The organism is Halomonas sp. RT37 (assembly GCF_040070525.1).
Taxonomy (GTDB): domain Bacteria; phylum Pseudomonadota; class Gammaproteobacteria; order Pseudomonadales; family Halomonadaceae; genus Halomonas; species Halomonas litopenaei.
Genome location: NZ_CP098827.1, coordinates 2,938,143 through 2,954,159 on the forward strand (window position 1 = coordinate 2,938,143; position 16,017 = coordinate 2,954,159).

A 16,017-nucleotide genomic window follows, 5' to 3' on the forward strand; every position below is an offset into this window, starting at 1 on the left:
AAGAAATTGCCGCTTCACGTGCGGCACCCGGCCCGCCCTGCCGCCTACTGCTGTGCAGTGAGCTCGCCCGCGCTCAGCACGGGTGGAGCTGAGGAGACGGCGGCCAGCGGGCTGACTCCGTTTTGAGACACGGTGGCCTGGCCTCGGCTCCGGTCATTCAGCGCCACCGGGCACGGCGCGTTTATTCATGCCGCCCTGCGGCGACCTTTGATCCGTGAGCAGACAGCAGCGCGACGCCGGCTGCCATTGCGCTTGGCTCGGTTCTGTACCTCTGTTGGCATGCTGGCGATTCGCCGGTACACGCTTTGAACCGAGACCCTTCTCCCAATGCGGGCCAAGTGCTCAGCGACTTGAGGCACCGTCATCAAGCTGGCCTCGAGACAATCGACGATGATGGTGTCGATCTCTGGCCAGTCGTCTCGCCGGTTCCAGAAGCTGGCAGGCCGGGCTTTGGATAGGCCAATGCGCTGAATGGCGCCGCGCACAGACAACAGTTCCCGCTGCATCTCGTCAGCGATGTCTTCGTCATGCCAGCCTGCCAGCACCAGGCGCTCGAGCATGTCGAGATCCTCGCGAGGCCAGCGGTGGTATTTGCGTGGCATACCGCCTCCCACAAAAAAGGCCCCGGTGTGGGGCCTGGTTCTTCGTCGCCAGTAATTGCTTTACCGATGAAAAGCAATATGGCGGACGTCACCGCGCTGGATAGCAGACAGCACGTCCACCGCCTGGCTGGGGTCGAGGCCCAAGCACTGCAGATCCTCAAGGGCGTCGCCGAAGGGATCAGCGGACGGTACGTCCTGCAACGCGCTGCCCATGCCTTCCCAATCGTCGGAGTCTTCCTGGCTGAAGTCGGTGCCGCCGGCCGTGGCCACATCGCCGGCAGTCGGCTCGGCCGGTGCCTGCTGAGCCTTGAGGCGCTCCAGCTCGGCTTTCTGACGCTCGAGCTCGGCACGCTCGGCGGCCAGGCGTTCGCGCTCCTGGGCGCGGCTGTGCTGGTCGCGCAGCTCGCGCAGCACCCGGGCCTTTTCGTCTTCGGCCTCTTTTGTGACGTCGAAGTAGTTCTCGGTGTCGATGGCCTCGGCTGCGTCGATCAGCTCGACCAGGCCGGCCGAGTCGAGGCCCATAGCGGTGTCGAGGTAGCTGGTGACCTCCTTGTGCAGCTTCTCGCGCAGTCGGGCGATGCGCTCCTCCTTTTTCCGCTTCTCGGCCTCATCGACTTCCTGCTTCGCGTCCCGGTGGGGCGCCTCCAGCTTCTCGATCTCGGCAATCAGGCTCTTGGCGTACTGGTTGACCTGATCGATGAACTCGCGGTGGGGCTTGGTGATGGCCAGGCGCGCCTTGTCGGTACCGGTGCGGTAGGAGGTCAGCTCCTTGATCGAGGCCTTGCCGCAGGCATAGCCCTCCTTGGAGGTGTAGTCCGGCACCGTGCCGTGCTTGGCGCGCAGCTCGGCCAACTGCTTCTCGACGTCGTTGAGCTCGATCAGTTCGGCGGCATAGGGTTGCGAGGTGTCGAGTTTCACTGCGGCGTTACCCATGAGCGCTCTCCTGTGATGTCTTGTTGGCTGTCTTTTCTGCTGCTCGAGCCTGGCGGAGTTTGTCGATGGCTTCCTCAGCAGAGGCTTTGAGTTTTTCACCGGCCACCTGCTGCGCCTTCTCATCTAAGCGTGCGATGCTGGCTCGACGTGGCAGCTGTTCAAGCTGGATCGTGAGCACCTTTTGAATGCTCGCGGGGTGGGGGATCATGTCGAAGCCAGCGCACTGCTTCTCGAGCCAGGTTTTGAACTCGTCGCGCTTCTCCTGGAGAGCGGCGTCGTAGTCCTCGGCCTGCTCCAGCTCGGTCTCGGCCTGGCGCTCCTGCAGGTAGCCGTGGTTGTCGAACTTCCCGCCGTAGACGTCGGCGGCGAAGCCGAGCAGGCTCAGGCACTTCTTGATGGCGTCGGTGACCGACTTCTTCGGTGCCTCGCCGTCCGTCTTCCAGCGCCCGTTGTTCGTGCGGTAGACGGCGCGGGTGTGGCCGAACTGGGTGACCTCACCCTTCTCGCCATGCCAGCGGTACCAGAGCACCAGGCGAACGGTATGGGTCTGCTCGTGGGTGATCAGCTCGCCCGTCTTGGCGTCGAGGATCGGCGCGCCCTGGTCGTAGCGCTCGTCTTCGATGCGGTAACCCCAGCCGATGCCCATGGGACCGAACAGCTCGGTGGCTAGCTGGATCACATAGATCTGGTCCAGCGTCATGATCTTCTGGCCATCGACATCGGCGGGCTTGATCGCCGTCGTCGGCGTTTTCTCGACCTGCCGCCAGAGCGAAAGATTCTCCTCTTGTGGTGCCATGCTGCTACCCTCTCCTCGATACTGTTGGTATCCGCCCCAGTCCGACCGCCATCGGCTGGGGCTCCCTTATTCCTGCTCGGCCTTGTTAAGCCAGTACCTGTGATGCTCAGGCGTACCACCGTAGTCCTTGTCTGTCTCCGCTCCGATATCCACTATGCCGTTCGTCCACACCGTCATAACGTAAGATGGAAACGTTGCCGTTCGGGCAAGCCGCCAGCCATCTTTCTTTGCGATGGCAAGAGAACCTGCCATGCAATGAGTCATCACCAGCAGTCGGTAAACGTCATCGGGATTGGAGCTTGATGCAGAAATTGGCCGGATATCACTCATATCGCCCCCTAATCAATCCCGTGATGAATCGTCCCAGTGGACTGGATCATCGACCGCATGGCGTCGTAGCCGTGGCGATGTCCGAATTCCCGGTCGATCGGCTGGCTGCTACAGCCGGCCAAGGCCAGGGCGGTGATCAAGATCAGTGCTCGCATGCTTTCCTCCTCATGCCGCCCAGGCGTCCCGCTTCTCGTGGTATTCGCTGAGCAGCCGGTCGTAGTCGTCGTCGGTCAATTTCTGCTCGAGCCACGCCGCCGGATAACCGCGGCGGTCGAGGATGTCGAACTCGAATTCCTCCGGCTCGTCGGGATCGCAATCGCCGTATCCCCAACCGGTGGTGCGCATCGGTGCCCCATGGCTGTAGAACGTCACCCGGCACCGGCACGGAATGCCGGCAACAGTGGTCGTAAACGTCATGCCGCCGCCCTCCTCCGGTAGTGCTGATCCAGGGCGATCTCGATCGCTCGATTGACCTCTGAGCCGCCCCGATAGCCGTTGCTCAGAAACACCTCAGCAACGGCCATGATCAGACCGTCCATAGATAACTGGTCAGCCATCAGGGCCTCTTTGATCGCGTCATCGACCGGGTACGCTCCAGGCTCTTTGCCAGCTTCGCGCAAGGCTTCGATGTCACGGCTGTGCTTACTCCATCCGCTCATACCTACCTCCTGCCGCACCAAGCGGCGCCGATGAATGCCAGGGCGTAGAGAAGGGCCGCCACCGCGACCCAGCAAGAATCCGGTGTCATGCCCTACCCCTCGTGCAGATCCACCCCAGAAGGCCAGCCAGGCCGCCCAGGGCTGTGAAGAATGCGAAAAACGAACCCATCACGGTGATAGCGATGGTCTCGTTCGATGCGTCAGGGGGCAGCATGCTGACCGCCCAGACGGCGAACTCGCGGATTGGGTTCATGTGCTGCCCTCCTTGAATGGGGCCCATAAAAAAAGCCCGCACGGTGGCGGGCAAATGCAGGGAACAGATGGTGATGCGGGTGCATCGGGGAAGAGCCTGGCGGGCGATGTACAGTGGGCCCCGCCGCTATACGCCAGTCGCAGCACCGACGGCGCTTCACTTTTAGCCGACCGTGCTGGGTCGACACTCGCCAAGCCCTTCCCCGATGGCCCCGTACTCTGGCCCGGGGCGGGGCGCTGGGCCGCACTGCGTAGCGGATCACGTAACCTTTGGTTCGATAACGACTTCATGCGTCTCTGCGCAGTCGTCGCACAACACCCTCATGTCTCCGACATTCTCCAGCTTGTAGCGGCCGTCCCTGTCTCGCTTGCTTAGGTCGTAGTTGAGCTCTGCGTCATAAAACGCTTTGCAATCGCACATATCGCACCGGTAATAATCTGCTCCGGCCATCACTCCCCCTCGCCCGTAGGCTCCGTTGTCACGCCCTGCGGCGCAGTTCGCTGTAGATGTCCTGCATGAACTCCCGGCCCTGCATTCCAGCCAGCGTCTCGACGCCCGCCTTCTGATCTTCCTTATGGGCATCCAGCGCTTCGAAGGTCTTGCACGCCATGTGCTCGACGGCCCGCTGCGCCTCTTGCGCCACTTCCCGGCCCATCCGAGCCATTTCCGCATCGGTCTCCGGCATGCCGTTCTCGCTGATCCAGCGCTCGGCGGCGAGCAGGTGGTGCGGACTAACCATGTCCTCGGTGATGTGCATCGTGCCCCCTCGCTACTCGTTCATCTCGCAGTCGTCGCGAAGCCCTTCCAGCATGTTGCCGAGCGCCTTCGCCTCTTTGCTCGTGCAGCCATGCAGGCCGGTCATGGCCCGCTCAATGACGATCTGCATCTGCTCCATGTCGAGGCCGTCTTCTTTCAAATCTGCTGCGTCTACCATCGTGCTCTCCTGTCCGTTGTCATCCATCAGCCCTCTCGGCGAGAAGGCTGGTGGATAACCCTTTAGGGTCGCGGCTCGCCCTCTGTTGGGGCCTCGCCTCGCCAGCTCCGACTTCGCTGGGTCTACGGGTCGGCTACATCCGGTAGCTCGGGTGGTGGGCTGCTGCCCTGTCCACGCTTCCAAATATATGCACCCATGCATTCTACGTCAATGCATCAATGCATATTTCTGGCAAAAAAAATGCGCCCTTTATGCAGGCGCCTGTTTTTCGGGCATAAAAAACCCGCCAACGAGGCGGGTTGATGGTTCTCGCTGGGCTTTGCTACCAGTGGCAAGCCTCGCGTAGCGGAGTTATCTCGCTCTCCAGATCACGGACGTCGAATGTGACTGTGATGGGCGACTCGTTGAACGGCGTGGCCCGTACCAGCAGCGTTTCAGCACCGAACATCGACTTGATGACGGGAATTGACTGGCCTCCCCGGAATAGGCCGAGCAGGCTGTTATCAGTAGATGCGTCCATGCCTATAGTTCGTGCATTGCGAGAGTCGACGCGAAGGTCGACGTCACCCCAATCGTGGTAACGACTGCTTGCCATGTGGTGCCCGTTGAACTCGATATAAAGTGCCGTCGTGTTCTCCATGCACCGAAGCTGGAGTCTGGCAGGCGCAGCGCGCCCAGAGCGATATTTATGGGGCACGGGCTCGTTGGAATACGTGGTGAGCCAAACATTCGTCGAGTCGTCAATGGGGGATGTGTTCTGGCTGACCGACCAAGGGGAGCGCGGCTCGGGAGGTGTTGGCGGTAGGCTATCTTGCTGGGGCTCGCTGCCCTTGGCGGCGGAAGAAGGTGAAGTGCTACTCCCTTCTGAGCGCAGCGATTCAGGTTCTTGTCCAAAAATCGTGGCCAGGATTAGGACCAGGCTGGAAGCGCCTATGGCCAGGACTGCATTCTTGCTGGGCACTAAACCCTCCTCTTCATCAATCTGGCATCAAGAGCGCGGCACCCTCATACGCAGGTCGGCCACAACAACGCCAATGATCTGACAATTGCCATTGATGGCAACCCAAGGGTCAGGCCAGCTGGGGTTGCGGGCCTTCAGCATCTTGCCACCGCCTGGCTCCTCGACGTACTGCTTAAACGTCGCTTCATTGCTGTCCGTGAGCACTGCTACAACGTCATCACCATCAAATGGTAGCACCTCGGGATCAACGTACACGATTGTGCCCGGCTCATAGCGGGGAGACATCGACTGCCCCTTGACGCGTAGGGCGAAGGTTCGGTCCGAACAGGCCGGAGGCTTCGGCACCATCTCGTCGCTCAGGAAGTCGACATTGCAGACCTCTGTCCACGCGCCCGCCTGCACCCAAGAGATGACCGGCACATAGCCCTCCATCCTCGGTGGCGGAGCAACATTGGACTCCTTGAATGCCGGGTGCTCTGCGACACTTGCGGCACCAGGCTTCAAAGCTTCCCTCCCCCGCATCTGATCCCCGGACACGCCAAAGAATTCCGCCAGCTTCTCTATCTGGCGATCTGTTGGGTGCTCGATCTTGCCGTTCAGGATCCGCGAAAGCGTCGATTGCGCCACGCCTGACTCTCGCGCCACGTCGATGGCGCGCATACCTGACTCAGCTATGAGCTGCTGAAGAATCTCTCGAACGGGCTTTTTTTGCATGAGTGCAATGATCCCGCGAGGCAGTGCATACGGCAAATGCATTTGCCCTTGACTTAAATGCATGAATGCATATCCTGTGCATATACCCACACCAAGAGGGCTCCGCCATGTTTGGCGAAGAACTGGCCAAGAAGCTGGAGGCCATCCTGGCATCCGGGGCCACCTACAAGGCGGTCGCAGAGAAGGCTGGATGCGACATCTCAACCATCTATCGCATCCGTACTGGCGCGATCGCCAATCCCAGCTATTCGGTTGGCCGCTCCATCGACCTGATGCATTCGAAGCTCAAGAAGCGCGCCGCTTAACCACAACCACAGATTAGCCCAGCCCCGCAGCAGTGGGCAGGTTTCACCACCAGCGAGACATACACATGGACAAACTTACAGCAGCCATTCAGGAAGTCGCCGAGGACTACGGATACAAGCGCCTCGCCGCAGCAGTGGGATGTCCGTACCAGGTGCTGGTGAATCAGTGCAACCCGATCAACGACCGTCCCATCTCGCTGCGCAAGTTCTGGCTGATGTTCTCCATCACCAAGGATATGCGCCTGCTGGTGGCGTTTCTGGATGAAATCGGGGCAGTGGCCGTGGCCAAGGGTAAGCGCGACGAGGACGCCAGCCTGTTCGATCTGGTGGTGAATCACCAAGTCGCCGCCGGGACTGTCGCCCAGGTTATCCGCCAGGCGCTGGAAGACGGACTGATCACCGCCGAGGAAGCGCGGGACATCCGCAATGCCATCCGCGCCGAGATCGATTGTTTGACCGCTCTGGAATCAGAGCTGATGGAAATGGCCGAGCCGAGACTGGCCAAGGCCTAAACGCAAAACGCCCGGCTGGCTGGGGAGCTGAGACCGGGCGCTTCACTACACAAAGGTGATGATCATTATGACCAAAGCGAACGAAACCAGCAACCAAGTCGTTATCGAGCTTGATGGAACCAAGTACGTCATGCTCGGCAAGCTCTGCAAAGCCGCTGGTATTCCTTACAACCGAGGTCTCGAAGTGGCAAGGCTGAATGCGCAAAAGGTCGGTCGCGAGGCGCGACACATTAACGTCGGCAATACCAAAGCCACCTGCATTCTCCTTCCCCTTTCGCGACTCGGGGTTTGGCTGAAACTGCTGGACCCATCCTCGATTGGGGAATCGGCAGTGGCCAAGCAGATTGCTCATTATCAAAAGAAGTCCAGTAAGCCTGGCCGAGCGCCATACCCGCCTCGCATTGCCATGCTGCTGGATCCCGCATCTGGCCGGAGAATCGTCGAGGAAACCGTCGAAAGCATCACCGCTCCGGCAGAATTTTGCGATGCAGTGAGCTCGCCGCATCGCGAACCGCAAGGCCCCCTGGTGAGCATCGCAAGCAAGATTCAGAAGTGCGAGAGCCGTTTGCGAATTTCTGAGAGGGCGGCGGCTGCCAGCAGGAAAGAGCTTGCCGACCTAAAGAAAGAAATGGCCAAGGCCCTCGGCCTCAATGCCGAGCCCGAGTTCTCGACCGTTGCAGACTACTGCGCCCGCAACCGCATCAACCTAGACACCAAGATGGCTAGCGCTCTGGGGCGCGTTGCTTCGCGTTACTGCCAGGACCGCAACATCGAGACCGGGCTTGCCCCGCACCCTTTCTACAAAACCGTAAGAACTTACCCGGTTGAAGCGATTGAGTTCGCCCTGTCCGTTCAAGGTGGAACAGCATGAGCATGATCCTGATGGCCAAGGCATTCGGCATCAACGTGGGCAACGCCAGCCGCAAGCTGGTGCTGCTCAAGCTGGCCGACAATGCCAACGATAAGGGCGAGTGCTGGCCTTCCTATCAGCACATCGCCGACCAGTGCGAAATGAGCAAGCGCTCCGCAATGAATCACATTGATGCGCTGTGCGAGTCAGGCTACGTCTCGAAGCGCTCTCGCAAGGGAGTGAAGGGCAACTCAACCAACCTCTACCAGCTTCATCTTGAGGGTGAAAAACCTGCACCCCTAAACGGATCGAAGGGTGAAAAGGCTGCACCCCCTAGTGAAAATTCTGCACCCCCTAGTGAAACAGTTGCACCAGGGGGTGGTGAAAATCCTGCACCCGGAACCAGTCACTCTTCTGAACCTGTCACTGAACCCTCCAATGAACCAGGGTTAGAGCCGGGGGCTGCGCCCCTCGTCTCGACCGGCGAACTGGTGGAGCAGGGCCAGCCTGCTGACGAACCCCGCGCAGCCATCCCTGCGGACATGCCCGGCCCGAAGGATCAGAACACGAAGACCTTCAAGCCCTGGGCGAACTACGCCGTGACCTACCGCCGCCGCTACGGCGTCTGGCCGATTTGGAACGCCAAGGTGGCCGGGCAGCTTGGCCAACTGGTTGACCGGGTGGGTGCTGACCTGGCCCCCGGCGTCGCCGCGTATTTCCTGAGCATCAACTCGCAGTACTACGTCACCAAGGGCCACCCCGTCGGCCTGCTGCTGGCTGACTGCGAAAACATCGCGATGCAGATGCAGACCGGAAACCAGATGACCGCCACTCGTGCCCGCCAGATGGACGGCACGCAAGCCAACGCCAGCGCCGCCGACGAGGCCAAGCGCCTGCTGGGCAACTGGGGGGAATGACCATGCCGCTGACACGACAGGACGCCGAACAACTTCTCGAACAGCTCTACGCCACCGCCGAAGTGCTGGGCAGCGAAATCAAGCCCGCCGCCGCGTCGCTGATGATCCGTGACCTGAAGGACCGGGAGCGCGGTGAAGTCGAGCAGGCTCTGGCCCGGTGCCGCTCAGAGCTGTCTGGCCGCTTGACCCTGGCCGCCATTCTCGAGCGCATGGCGAGCAGCGATGACCACCTAACGCCCAACGAGGCGTGGGCCAAAGCGCTGGAATCGCAAGACGAGAACGCCACCGTGGTCTGGACCGACGAGATCGCCAAGGCCATGGGCGCCGCCAGCCCGGTGCTGGAGCTTGGCGACAAGGTGGGTGCCCGGATGGCTTTCATCGCCGCCTACGAGCGCGAGGTCTCCGCAACCAAAGCAAGGGGCGATAAGCCTCGCTGGTGGCCCACCCTTGGCGACAGCAAGGAGCTCCGCAAGGAGGCCATTGACGAGGCCATCAAGCAGGGCCGATTGGAGTCGCCCAAGGTGGAGCACCTGCTGCCCGCGCCGACTCGCCCGGAAGACGAGCCAGGATACGACCCGGAAAAGCGCGCCAAGGTCATTGCCCATCTGCGCGACCTGCTGAACCACAACGACGAGGCCGCACGCCAGCGTCGTCAAGAGGAAGTCGAACGCTTCGAGAAGCGCCGCCAAGAAGTGCTGGAGCAGGCCGAGAAGCATATGGCGGGGGTGCGGTCATGAGCGGACGCATCTGGACCGAGGCCGAGTTGACAACCCTTCGCCAGCGCCTGGCCGAAGGCGTCACCCACCGAGCCATCGCCGAGGAGCTTGGGCGGACCAAGAGCTCCGTCAACCACAAGGCGTGGGACCTGGGCCTGACTCGCCAGGCCGGCCCTCGCCAACCTTGGACACGCCAGGAGCTGGACAGGCTCGAGCAGATCATTGCCAGCGGCGCTACCTACCAGCAGGCAGCCGACAAGCTGGGACGCTCCCGCATTTCGGTGCGGGGCAAGGCCGCTGACATGGGGCTGTGCAACCCGGAGCGGGTCGGGGCCTTTCGCCGGAAAGACGTAGCCCTGGTGGCCGAGATCCACGACATCCTGGGCGACTGCATCGACTTCAAGGGCATGAACTGCTCGGAGTGCACCGCCTACCTCAATGCCATCGGCTACGAGGTCAGCAATTCATGGGTACACAAGCAGATCGGCGTGCTGGGCCCTAACTACCGCCGCTGGGCCAGGGAGAACGCCAAACGCCGCCGCTCCCTGATCATGAGCATGCGCAGGAGGGCCGCCGCATGACCACCTTCACAGATTCCGCAGCAGCTGTTGACGAGGCTGTCTGGCTTGCCGAGCAGGAAGGCAGGCCGCAGGCCATCGTCAGGTGCGAGGAAGGCCTTACGGTCATGAGCTACAGCGATGCCTGGTTCGAACACCGGGACATCCTTGAGGCCATCAGTCCAGTGGAGGGCGCGGCATGAGCATTCTTCGCAGTATTCACGACCGCCTGACCGGCGTGCTGGGCCGAGACTGCCAAGGCAAGCCGCTGCGCCCCGGCGATCGCGTCGAGGTGATCGACGACGGCACGGTCAAGGACGATTGGATCGGTTTCCGCACGACCGTGGCCGGCAAGGCGCCGGAAAACGAGGAGTATCCCGGCATGCCTCGGGTGCGATTGGCCAACGGCGCGACGGGGTGCGCACGCTGCCTGATGCGCGTCAACGACAACGACTCCGCAAGCTGGCGCGATGTGGTCAAGTCCACCGGCTGGACGCCTCGCCGAGTCACCACCGAGGAGCGGGAAGACGAGGGGGTGAGCCCATGAGCCGGGAACTGACCTACCAGATCGCCACCCTGCGGGACCTGGGCGGCGTTATACAGATGGCGGCCCGAATGGCTGGCCGGGGCCTGGAAGCAGGCCCTGTCGAGCTGGTGCTTCGCCGGCCGACCGAGATTCGTAGCCTGAGCCAAAACCGCAAGCTCTGGCCGATGCTGAGCGACGTCGCGGAACAGCAGCAGCTTGTCATTGATGGCGTGCCGGAGTGGGCCGCGCCGGAAGACTGGAAAGAGGTTTTCACGCACTCGCTCCGCAAACACCAGCGGATGGCCAAGGGAATCGACGGCGGCGTGGTGTTGCTGGGCGCTCGAACCAGCCGGATGAAGAAAAAGGAATTCAGCGATCTGATCGAGCTGATCTACGCCTACGGCGCCGCGAACGACGTTCAGTGGAGCGAGAAGGCGCTTGCTGTGTTCGACACCTACCGGGAGGCCGCATGAAAGACGAGATTTTCCTTTACAGCCTTGTTGTGTGGCTGTGGGTGGTAGCGACGTTTGTATGGGCGTTCCCGCTCTACTCGGCATGGCAGGCGGGTGTCCATGGCCCTGTGCTGCTCACTGCATTTGTCATTTTCGCAATAGCCACGCCAATCCTGGTGTGGTGCATCTTCAAGATTTTGCAGATTAAGCGAGGCGGCCAATGAACCCGACATTCGCCCTATTCGCCTTCGCAATCGTGGCCTGCCTCGGCGCCTGTGCCGCCCTGGCTTGGGCACAGCGCGAGGGGAAGCGCCGGGCCCGCGAGTCCATCCAGGAGCTGTTGGACAGGATCGACAGGAGGGATTCGTGAGGAGATCAGCCCTCCAGCGGAAGACACCGCTTCGCAGCCGGGCGCCGATGGCCCGCAAGCCTATGCAGAAGCGCCGCAAGACAGCACAGAAGGCGTCGAGCGACGCCCGGTGGCGCAGTGAGCGTTACCTGGCGTTCGTCCGGTCCCTGCCCTGCTGCCTGTGCGGTGGGCCGGCAAACTCAGCGCACCACGTAATTGGCATCTGGCAGCTGAGCGGGATGGGCCTCAAGGCGCCTGACAGCTTCACCATGCCTGTCTGTGATGGCCCGGGAAGCTGTCATGAAGCGATTCATGCGCGCCCGGAAGCACTGGCTTATCAGGCGGGATGGGTAGTCGACACCATCAACCGTGGCCTCGACCACTTCACAGACGAGCCCGTCGTCGGCGCCCTGGCCGACGCCCTCGAGTTCATCGCCGCCAAGGAGGATGCCCATGGCTGACATCGTTAAAAAGCTGGTCCAACGAGGCATCTCAATAGCCAGCCAAGTGGACCTGGCATGGATTGTAGGCACCACGTCGCACTGCATCTGGGAGACAGGAAAAGATAGCCCCTACGGCTACATACGGCGTATCGCCACAGGGAGTCGCGCGCGGGCAATCGTAAACCACGACCGCGTTCTCAACATCGAAGAGACCATGCGCCGGAGGGATGCCAAGTGACTGACCACATCGACAACGCCCTGCTCCGTCATGAGGAGACGCTCGTCAGCGTCAGGGATCTGGCCCGGCCAATCCGCATGGGTGATGAGAAGCCGCGCAACAAGTACCACCGCGAGATCAAGCCTGGCGTGTGGGTTGATGTCTACGATGTCCTCGCCGCCTGGGCCGTCGACAATCCAGCGCTGCAACACCTCATCAAGAAGTCATTGCAGCCCGGCGAACGGGGCCACAAGACCCGCGAGCAGGATCTGGCCGACATCGTGGCGAGCGCCAAGCGCGCCCAGGAGCTGGAGCAATGAGCGATCTAGCCCTGGGCCGCATGAAGGCCGGAAGGATGAACCAGACAGAGGCGGCCTATGCCGCCCTGCTCGAACAGCAGCGCGTTGCCGGCGAGATTGCCTGGTACCGCTTCGAAGGACTCAAGCTGCGTCTCGCAGACAACACCTTCTACTCACCCGACTTCGCGGTAATGCGAGCTGATGGGCTGATGGAGTGTCACGAGGTCAAGGGCTTCTGGCGGGACGATGCCCGGGCAAAGATCAAGATTGCCGCCGACCTCTACCCCTTCCGGTTCATCGCGGTCATGAAGCGCCGCAAGAAGGATGGCGGCGGCTGGTCCGAGGAGGTGTTCGAGTGAGCGACAAGCAGAGCGAGCGCCCGCCAGATCGGCGCTACCACAACAACGACCCGAGGCGCCGGTCGTGAAGTGGTCACGGAAAAGCGCCTACTCGATCCAAAGCGGCGAATTCGTGATCTGCAAGACGACTCACGGCGGCGTCGACCGATACACCCTCTGGCGAGGGTTTCAAAGCATCAGCGAGCACCGCACGGCGAACGAAGCCAAAGCACGAGCAAAACGGGAGAGCGCGGCATGACCATCACCAAAGACACACGCATGGCCTGGGCGCTGGCACGAGATGACGGCATGCGCAGCCAGCACGAGATCATCGTCGCGAGGCTCGAGCAGGGCTGTGACATCAATCCCGGCGCCAAGGGCGGCGTTGGGGCGGGCTTGCTCGCCGACTATGCGCGAGTCCACAGCTGCATCGAATCCCTGCCGGCGCCGCAGCGCCATGTGGGAGACGCATTGAACTGTCGCGGCGTGCTCAGCGATGCCTCCTACAAAAACGCGACGATTCAGGCAGCCTTGGCTGTTTCCCAGATTGCCACGCAGCGGATGCCTGGCTTCCCGCGCTGGGCCCCGGCCAGACAGCGCATGCTCTACTGGGTGGCACTGGCCGCAATCGAGCGCCAGTGGGTACTGATGTCGGGCATCCAGGAGAAGGTCGACTTCAAAGGGCGGGAGGAAGGCCGCACGCTCAACGAGCCCTGGAAGATCGGCAAGTGGATTCGCGGCAAGCATGGGCAGTCGCTCGACCTCAAGAACTGGGGCAAGCAGTGGTCGGGCCCATGGGATCTGCTCCAGGAGGTAATCAGGGAGCTGGACTTCTCGGGCCTGGAGTCTCTCGAAAAGCAGTGCTACATCCCCAAAAGTCTGAGAAAAGTCGGGTAAAGATATTGCCATGGTAGGCAAAGTGGACTAGTCTATTCCCAAGCTGGACGGCTTTGCCCAAACAGCTAACACATCTCAAAGCCTCGCCCTCACCGGCGGGGCTTTTTCGTTCCTGCGCCCTGGCCTCCCGCCGGGGCGTAGTTCGTTATGCCGCCCTGCGAGCCCTGTCCCTCGCCATCGAGTGGGCGGCACCTTTCCCGTGATGACGCCGCCACCTGGTGTCTTTGCCCGTTCCTGCGGGCTGTTTTATTCCCCGAGGTGCCGCCATGAAGACCAGCCAGCGCGGACTGAACCTGGTCGCCGAGTTCGAGGGCCTCGAGCTTGAGGCGTACCCCGACCCCGGTACCGGCGGCCATCCCTGGACCATCGGCCTGGGCACGACCCGGTACCCCGATGGCTCCCGCGTACAGCCCGGAGACACGATCACCGAGGATGAGGCGTTCGCCCTACTCCGCCATGACGTTGCCCGGTTCGAGGACGACGTCGAGCGCCTGGTGGCCGTGCCGCTCAACCAGAACCAGTTCGACGCTCTGGTCTCGTTCACCTACAACGTCGGCCCTGGCGCCCTCGAGACCTCTACCCTGCTGCGCAAGCTGAATGCCTGCGACTACCGTGGCGCCGCTGACGAGCTTCCCCGCTGGAACAAAGCCGGCGGCCGCGTACTGGCTGGCCTGACCCGGCGCCGAGCGGCAGAGCGCGATCTATTCCTGACGCCTGAGAGCGTCCAGTTCCATTGGCTTGACGAGACCGTCAGAGTCTCGCGGCCCTGATCCCTATTCCCATACGCAGGCCCACCCAGGAGGCGGGATGTCTGAAACGAGTCCCGATACTGCCTTGAAGGCCAAGCCTATCCTCGAGAGGCACGTTCAAACCGTGCTCTTAGCCCTCGTCGTCGGCCTGCTCGCCTGGTCAGGCAACACCACCCTGACCCTGATCGAGACATCAGCTCGCCAGGACGAGCGCATCAGTCAACTGATCGCCCTGACGGAACAGCTTCGTGCTGATCTGCGAGAGGTCGGCAACGACTACATGACGATCAACGACGCGGCCATGTACCGCGATCAGATCAACAGCCGCATCGATGCCCTGGGTGCCCGGGTGTCGCGCCTGGAGAACCGGTGATGAACTGGAGATCAGCCGTTGAAGAAGTCGCCAAGTACGCGCCTGCCGTGGCTACTGCGCTTGGCGGTCCTGCTGTGGGCGGCGCCGCAGCTGGTGCGTCTCTCATGGTTACTTCTGCGCTGGGCATCGAGAACGATCCTGCTGCACTGGTGGCAGCGACTCAGGATCCTGCCAAGCGTGCTGAGCTGGTCCGCCTCAACAACGAGCATCGCCAGGCACTGGAGGCTATGCGCCTCGAGGCTGAGAAGGCCGCTGCCGCCGAGCAGACGGCTCGACTGACCGAGACACAGCGCACCATGCGTGCCGAACTGGAGCACGAGGGCTGGTTTAAGAGCGGGTGGCGCCCTGCCCTGGGCTGGGTGTTCGCCTTCTCCCTGGGCTCACTGTCCGCCGTTATGGCCTACACCATAGTGATCGACCCCACGGTCGTGGGTGATCCCGAGTTCACTGGCATGCTGATCTGGCTATTCGTGACCATGGGCGCCGCCCTGGGCATCAACGTCCGCCAGCGCACCGTAAACAAGGCGCTCGAGCGTGGGCAGCAGCCCCGCACGTTCATGGATGCAATCAGAACAAAGTGAGCCCGACAGCTATTCAGTCAGCCTCGCTATCGCGGTTGAGTTTTTCGGCTTCTCGTTCAGCTGCTTCGCAGTCGTGGTAAGAAGCAATGACGTCGTCGTTCAAGTGCGTATCGACCACCTGCCAGTAATCGACCTTAGTGCTGTCGGGGTCAGTGAGCACTGAGCGAACCTGAAATCTAGCAGGCATTGTGGAGCTACCTCGCAATCACAAGGGTCACCCCTAGCATAGCCTAGGTGGCAGGCTCCACATTGAACGCTAGGGCTGCCGCTTCGGCACGAGCATCTTCTTCCAGGACGTGCCGCGAAACAACCTCTCTTGACTCTTCATTGTAGTGCTGAGAAAGCTTAACTACCGCCCACCGGACCCGCCGGCTCTTAGCGGTTAGGTAGCTCTCGACCAAATACTTGTCCACCTCCAGGTCTCCTACAGATCGACTAAGGCGGTGGCAGAGTATGCTGAGAACGAACCTATGGCAACAGCCTACTCATCGGTATAGCAACGGTTTCGATGCACGCCCATGCCCAAGGCTGATGTAAGACGCTTGAGCTTAGCGGTCGCTCCGTACCCACCCAGGCCCTAGCTCAGCACGCTAAACACCCTGCAGCACCCGGAGGTGGTCCCCACCTACCAAGGGCGGACGCTGTGAAGCGCTGCACTCCGTACCAGCCGCCTGAGAAAGCTCAGGCGGTCCCTATTCGATGAGGTCAGCATGGCATGCTCAGGCTGTGCCGCTCGACGTGAGCGCATAAAGAA

Annotated in this window: 31 protein-coding genes; 18 read left to right on the top strand and 13 right to left on the bottom strand. The window is 61.7% G+C overall.

The genetic code is table 11. The features are described 5' to 3' along the window. Positions 1-185 precede the first annotated feature (185 nt). The 12 genes from NFG58_RS12595 to NFG58_RS12650 all read right to left on the bottom strand — a co-directional run bounded on the left by NFG58_RS12595 (position 186) and on the right by NFG58_RS12650 (position 6,245). On the bottom strand, positions 186-560 hold the full coding sequence (locus tag NFG58_RS12595) for a hypothetical protein (RefSeq protein WP_348826623.1): 375 nt from the start codon (positions 558-560) through the stop codon (positions 186-188). A 102-nt stretch (positions 561-662) separates the two neighbouring features. Beyond that, entirely contained in the window at positions 663-1,535 is an 873-nt protein-coding gene (locus NFG58_RS12600; RefSeq protein ID WP_348826624.1) for a hypothetical protein, read from the bottom strand. Continuing rightward, entirely contained in the window at positions 1,528-2,331 is an 804-nt protein-coding gene (locus NFG58_RS12605; RefSeq protein ID WP_348826625.1) for a Rad52/Rad22 family DNA repair protein, read from the bottom strand. Before NFG58_RS12605 ends, NFG58_RS12600 begins: the two co-directional genes overlap by 8 nt. A 66-nt stretch (positions 2,332-2,397) precedes the next feature. Next, on the bottom strand, positions 2,398-2,661 hold the full coding sequence (locus tag NFG58_RS12610; RefSeq protein WP_348826626.1) for a hypothetical protein: 264 nt from the start codon (positions 2,659-2,661) through the stop codon (positions 2,398-2,400). Positions 2,662-2,669: 8 nt separating this feature from the next. Beyond that, positions 2,670-2,816: a hypothetical protein gene (locus tag NFG58_RS12615; protein ID WP_348826627.1), complete on the bottom strand. Its 147-nt coding sequence runs from the start codon at positions 2,814-2,816 to the stop codon at positions 2,670-2,672. Between the two features lie 10 nt (positions 2,817-2,826). After that, on the bottom strand, positions 2,827-3,078 hold the full coding sequence (locus tag NFG58_RS12620; protein ID WP_348826628.1) for a hypothetical protein: 252 nt from the start codon (positions 3,076-3,078) through the stop codon (positions 2,827-2,829). After that, a complete protein-coding gene (locus tag NFG58_RS12625; protein WP_348826629.1) occupies positions 3,075-3,320 on the bottom strand; it encodes a hypothetical protein in 246 nt (81 codons plus the stop codon). The genes NFG58_RS12620 and NFG58_RS12625 overlap by 4 nt, the downstream gene beginning before the upstream one ends. An 85-nt stretch (positions 3,321-3,405) precedes the next feature. Further along, positions 3,406-3,573: a hypothetical protein gene (locus NFG58_RS12630; protein WP_213226956.1), complete on the bottom strand. Its 168-nt coding sequence runs from the start codon at positions 3,571-3,573 to the stop codon at positions 3,406-3,408. 478 nt (positions 3,574-4,051) lie between these two features. After that, positions 4,052-4,330 (bottom strand): hypothetical protein, encoded by a 279-nt coding sequence (locus NFG58_RS12635; protein WP_348826630.1) that lies wholly within the window; start codon positions 4,328-4,330, stop codon positions 4,052-4,054. A 12-nt stretch (positions 4,331-4,342) separates the two neighbouring features. Next, on the bottom strand, positions 4,343-4,534 hold the full coding sequence (locus NFG58_RS12640; protein WP_348826631.1) for a hypothetical protein: 192 nt from the start codon (positions 4,532-4,534) through the stop codon (positions 4,343-4,345). A gap of 295 nt (positions 4,535-4,829) precedes the next feature. Next, positions 4,830-5,468: a type VI secretion system-associated protein TagO gene (locus tag NFG58_RS12645; RefSeq protein ID WP_348826632.1), complete on the bottom strand. Its 639-nt coding sequence runs from the start codon at positions 5,466-5,468 to the stop codon at positions 4,830-4,832. Between the two features lie 27 nt (positions 5,469-5,495). Next, positions 5,496-6,245: an XRE family transcriptional regulator gene (locus NFG58_RS12650; protein ID WP_348826633.1), complete on the bottom strand. Its 750-nt coding sequence runs from the start codon at positions 6,243-6,245 to the stop codon at positions 5,496-5,498. A gap of 44 nt (positions 6,246-6,289) precedes the next feature. On the opposite strand from NFG58_RS12650, the gene NFG58_RS12655 reads away from it, so the two are divergent. From NFG58_RS12655 to NFG58_RS12740, 18 genes are all read left to right on the top strand, one after another. Further along, positions 6,290-6,487 (top strand): helix-turn-helix transcriptional regulator, encoded by a 198-nt coding sequence (locus tag NFG58_RS12655; RefSeq protein WP_045993444.1) that lies wholly within the window; start codon positions 6,290-6,292, stop codon positions 6,485-6,487. A 65-nt stretch (positions 6,488-6,552) separates the two neighbouring features. After that, positions 6,553-6,999 (top strand): phage regulatory CII family protein, encoded by a 447-nt coding sequence (locus tag NFG58_RS12660; protein ID WP_348826634.1) that lies wholly within the window; start codon positions 6,553-6,555, stop codon positions 6,997-6,999. Between the two features lie 58 nt (positions 7,000-7,057). Beyond that, entirely contained in the window at positions 7,058-7,870 is an 813-nt protein-coding gene (locus NFG58_RS12665; protein ID WP_348826635.1) for a hypothetical protein, read from the top strand. Beyond that, a complete protein-coding gene (locus NFG58_RS12670) occupies positions 7,867-8,766 on the top strand; it encodes a helix-turn-helix domain-containing protein (RefSeq protein WP_348826636.1) in 900 nt (299 codons plus the stop codon). Before NFG58_RS12665 ends, NFG58_RS12670 begins: the two co-directional genes overlap by 4 nt. A gap of 2 nt (positions 8,767-8,768) precedes the next feature. After that, positions 8,769-9,503: a hypothetical protein gene (locus NFG58_RS12675; protein ID WP_348826637.1), complete on the top strand. Its 735-nt coding sequence runs from the start codon at positions 8,769-8,771 to the stop codon at positions 9,501-9,503. After that, positions 9,500-10,063, top strand: a complete 564-nt coding sequence (locus NFG58_RS12680; RefSeq protein WP_108448733.1) for a hypothetical protein — start codon at positions 9,500-9,502, stop codon at positions 10,061-10,063. Before NFG58_RS12675 ends, NFG58_RS12680 begins: the two co-directional genes overlap by 4 nt. Further along, a complete protein-coding gene (locus NFG58_RS12685) occupies positions 10,060-10,242 on the top strand; it encodes a hypothetical protein (protein WP_348826638.1) in 183 nt (60 codons plus the stop codon). The genes NFG58_RS12680 and NFG58_RS12685 overlap by 4 nt, the downstream gene beginning before the upstream one ends. Further along, positions 10,239-10,586 carry a hypothetical protein gene (locus NFG58_RS12690; RefSeq protein WP_348826639.1) on the top strand — a complete coding sequence of 116 codons (348 nt, stop codon included), beginning with the start codon at positions 10,239-10,241 and terminating at the stop codon, positions 10,584-10,586. The genes NFG58_RS12685 and NFG58_RS12690 overlap by 4 nt, the downstream gene beginning before the upstream one ends. Further along, entirely contained in the window at positions 10,583-11,038 is a 456-nt protein-coding gene (locus NFG58_RS12695; protein ID WP_348826640.1) for a recombination protein NinB, read from the top strand. The genes NFG58_RS12690 and NFG58_RS12695 overlap by 4 nt, the downstream gene beginning before the upstream one ends. Beyond that, positions 11,035-11,241, top strand: coding sequence for a hypothetical protein (locus NFG58_RS12700; protein ID WP_222569785.1), 207 nt, complete (start codon positions 11,035-11,037; stop codon positions 11,239-11,241). The genes NFG58_RS12695 and NFG58_RS12700 overlap by 4 nt, the downstream gene beginning before the upstream one ends. Positions 11,242-11,434: 193 nt before the next feature. Further along, entirely contained in the window at positions 11,435-11,827 is a 393-nt protein-coding gene (locus NFG58_RS12705) for a DUF968 domain-containing protein (RefSeq protein ID WP_348826641.1), read from the top strand. Further along, the gene (locus tag NFG58_RS12710; protein ID WP_222569782.1) at positions 11,820-12,047 is read left to right on the top strand and encodes a hypothetical protein; all 228 of its coding nucleotides are present in this window, start codon (positions 11,820-11,822) and stop codon (positions 12,045-12,047) included. The genes NFG58_RS12705 and NFG58_RS12710 overlap by 8 nt, the downstream gene beginning before the upstream one ends. Beyond that, a complete protein-coding gene (locus NFG58_RS12715) occupies positions 12,044-12,346 on the top strand; it encodes a hypothetical protein (RefSeq protein ID WP_348826642.1) in 303 nt (100 codons plus the stop codon). The genes NFG58_RS12710 and NFG58_RS12715 overlap by 4 nt, the downstream gene beginning before the upstream one ends. Then, the gene (locus NFG58_RS12720) at positions 12,343-12,684 is read left to right on the top strand and encodes a DUF1064 domain-containing protein (protein ID WP_108133142.1); all 342 of its coding nucleotides are present in this window, start codon (positions 12,343-12,345) and stop codon (positions 12,682-12,684) included. The genes NFG58_RS12715 and NFG58_RS12720 overlap by 4 nt, the downstream gene beginning before the upstream one ends. 234 nt (positions 12,685-12,918) lie before the next feature. Further along, entirely contained in the window at positions 12,919-13,560 is a 642-nt protein-coding gene (locus NFG58_RS12725; RefSeq protein WP_348826643.1) for a hypothetical protein, read from the top strand. A 266-nt stretch (positions 13,561-13,826) separates the two neighbouring features. Continuing rightward, positions 13,827-14,330: a lysozyme gene (locus tag NFG58_RS12730; RefSeq protein ID WP_348826511.1), complete on the top strand. Its 504-nt coding sequence runs from the start codon at positions 13,827-13,829 to the stop codon at positions 14,328-14,330. A 37-nt stretch (positions 14,331-14,367) separates the two neighbouring features. Next, the gene (locus NFG58_RS12735) at positions 14,368-14,682 is read left to right on the top strand and encodes a hypothetical protein (protein WP_348826512.1); all 315 of its coding nucleotides are present in this window, start codon (positions 14,368-14,370) and stop codon (positions 14,680-14,682) included. Positions 14,683-14,786: 104 nt separating this feature from the next. Then, positions 14,787-15,263, top strand: a complete 477-nt coding sequence (locus NFG58_RS12740; protein WP_348826644.1) for a 3TM-type holin — start codon at positions 14,787-14,789, stop codon at positions 15,261-15,263. Positions 15,264-15,276: 13 nt separating this feature from the next. Here NFG58_RS12740 and NFG58_RS12745 read toward each other — a convergent pair whose 3' ends face one another. After that, positions 15,277-15,423: a hypothetical protein gene (locus NFG58_RS12745; RefSeq protein WP_222568922.1), complete on the bottom strand. Its 147-nt coding sequence runs from the start codon at positions 15,421-15,423 to the stop codon at positions 15,277-15,279. Positions 15,424-16,017: the final 594 nt, after the last annotated feature.

Bases quoted from the DNA above. Each gene is read 5' to 3' on its own strand.
- NFG58_RS12595 (WP_348826623.1), bottom strand. From the start codon at position 560: ATGCTCGAGCGCCTGGTGCTGGCAGGCTGGCATGACGAAGACATCGCT.
- NFG58_RS12600 (WP_348826624.1), bottom strand. From the start codon at position 1,535: ATGGGTAACGCCGCAGTGAAACTCGACACCTCGCAACCCTATGCCGCC.
- NFG58_RS12605 (WP_348826625.1), bottom strand. From the start codon at position 2,331: ATGGCACCACAAGAGGAGAATCTTTCGCTCTGGCGGCAGGTCGAGAAA.
- NFG58_RS12610 (WP_348826626.1), bottom strand. From the start codon at position 2,661: ATGAGTGATATCCGGCCAATTTCTGCATCAAGCTCCAATCCCGATGAC.
- NFG58_RS12615 (WP_348826627.1), bottom strand. From the start codon at position 2,816: ATGCGAGCACTGATCTTGATCACCGCCCTGGCCTTGGCCGGCTGTAGC.
- NFG58_RS12620 (WP_348826628.1), bottom strand. From the start codon at position 3,078: ATGACGTTTACGACCACTGTTGCCGGCATTCCGTGCCGGTGCCGGGTG.
- NFG58_RS12625 (WP_348826629.1), bottom strand. From the start codon at position 3,320: ATGAGCGGATGGAGTAAGCACAGCCGTGACATCGAAGCCTTGCGCGAA.
- NFG58_RS12630 (WP_213226956.1), bottom strand. From the start codon at position 3,573: ATGAACCCAATCCGCGAGTTCGCCGTCTGGGCGGTCAGCATGCTGCCC.
- NFG58_RS12635 (WP_348826630.1), bottom strand. From the start codon at position 4,330: ATGCACATCACCGAGGACATGGTTAGTCCGCACCACCTGCTCGCCGCC.
- NFG58_RS12640 (WP_348826631.1), bottom strand. From the start codon at position 4,534: ATGGATGACAACGGACAGGAGAGCACGATGGTAGACGCAGCAGATTTG.
- NFG58_RS12650 (WP_348826633.1), bottom strand. From the start codon at position 6,245: ATGCATTTAAGTCAAGGGCAAATGCATTTGCCGTATGCACTGCCTCGC.
- NFG58_RS12655 (WP_045993444.1), top strand. From the start codon at position 6,290: ATGTTTGGCGAAGAACTGGCCAAGAAGCTGGAGGCCATCCTGGCATCC.
- NFG58_RS12660 (WP_348826634.1), top strand. From the start codon at position 6,553: ATGGACAAACTTACAGCAGCCATTCAGGAAGTCGCCGAGGACTACGGA.
- NFG58_RS12665 (WP_348826635.1), top strand. From the start codon at position 7,058: ATGATCATTATGACCAAAGCGAACGAAACCAGCAACCAAGTCGTTATC.
- NFG58_RS12670 (WP_348826636.1), top strand. From the start codon at position 7,867: ATGAGCATGATCCTGATGGCCAAGGCATTCGGCATCAACGTGGGCAAC.
- NFG58_RS12675 (WP_348826637.1), top strand. From the start codon at position 8,769: ATGCCGCTGACACGACAGGACGCCGAACAACTTCTCGAACAGCTCTAC.
- NFG58_RS12680 (WP_108448733.1), top strand. From the start codon at position 9,500: ATGAGCGGACGCATCTGGACCGAGGCCGAGTTGACAACCCTTCGCCAG.
- NFG58_RS12685 (WP_348826638.1), top strand. From the start codon at position 10,060: ATGACCACCTTCACAGATTCCGCAGCAGCTGTTGACGAGGCTGTCTGG.
- NFG58_RS12690 (WP_348826639.1), top strand. From the start codon at position 10,239: ATGAGCATTCTTCGCAGTATTCACGACCGCCTGACCGGCGTGCTGGGC.
- NFG58_RS12695 (WP_348826640.1), top strand. From the start codon at position 10,583: ATGAGCCGGGAACTGACCTACCAGATCGCCACCCTGCGGGACCTGGGC.
- NFG58_RS12700 (WP_222569785.1), top strand. From the start codon at position 11,035: ATGAAAGACGAGATTTTCCTTTACAGCCTTGTTGTGTGGCTGTGGGTG.
- NFG58_RS12705 (WP_348826641.1), top strand. From the start codon at position 11,435: ATGGCCCGCAAGCCTATGCAGAAGCGCCGCAAGACAGCACAGAAGGCG.
- NFG58_RS12710 (WP_222569782.1), top strand. From the start codon at position 11,820: ATGGCTGACATCGTTAAAAAGCTGGTCCAACGAGGCATCTCAATAGCC.
- NFG58_RS12720 (WP_108133142.1), top strand. From the start codon at position 12,343: ATGAGCGATCTAGCCCTGGGCCGCATGAAGGCCGGAAGGATGAACCAG.
- NFG58_RS12725 (WP_348826643.1), top strand. From the start codon at position 12,919: ATGACCATCACCAAAGACACACGCATGGCCTGGGCGCTGGCACGAGAT.
- NFG58_RS12730 (WP_348826511.1), top strand. From the start codon at position 13,827: ATGAAGACCAGCCAGCGCGGACTGAACCTGGTCGCCGAGTTCGAGGGC.
- NFG58_RS12735 (WP_348826512.1), top strand. From the start codon at position 14,368: ATGTCTGAAACGAGTCCCGATACTGCCTTGAAGGCCAAGCCTATCCTC.
- NFG58_RS12740 (WP_348826644.1), top strand. From the start codon at position 14,787: ATGGTTACTTCTGCGCTGGGCATCGAGAACGATCCTGCTGCACTGGTG.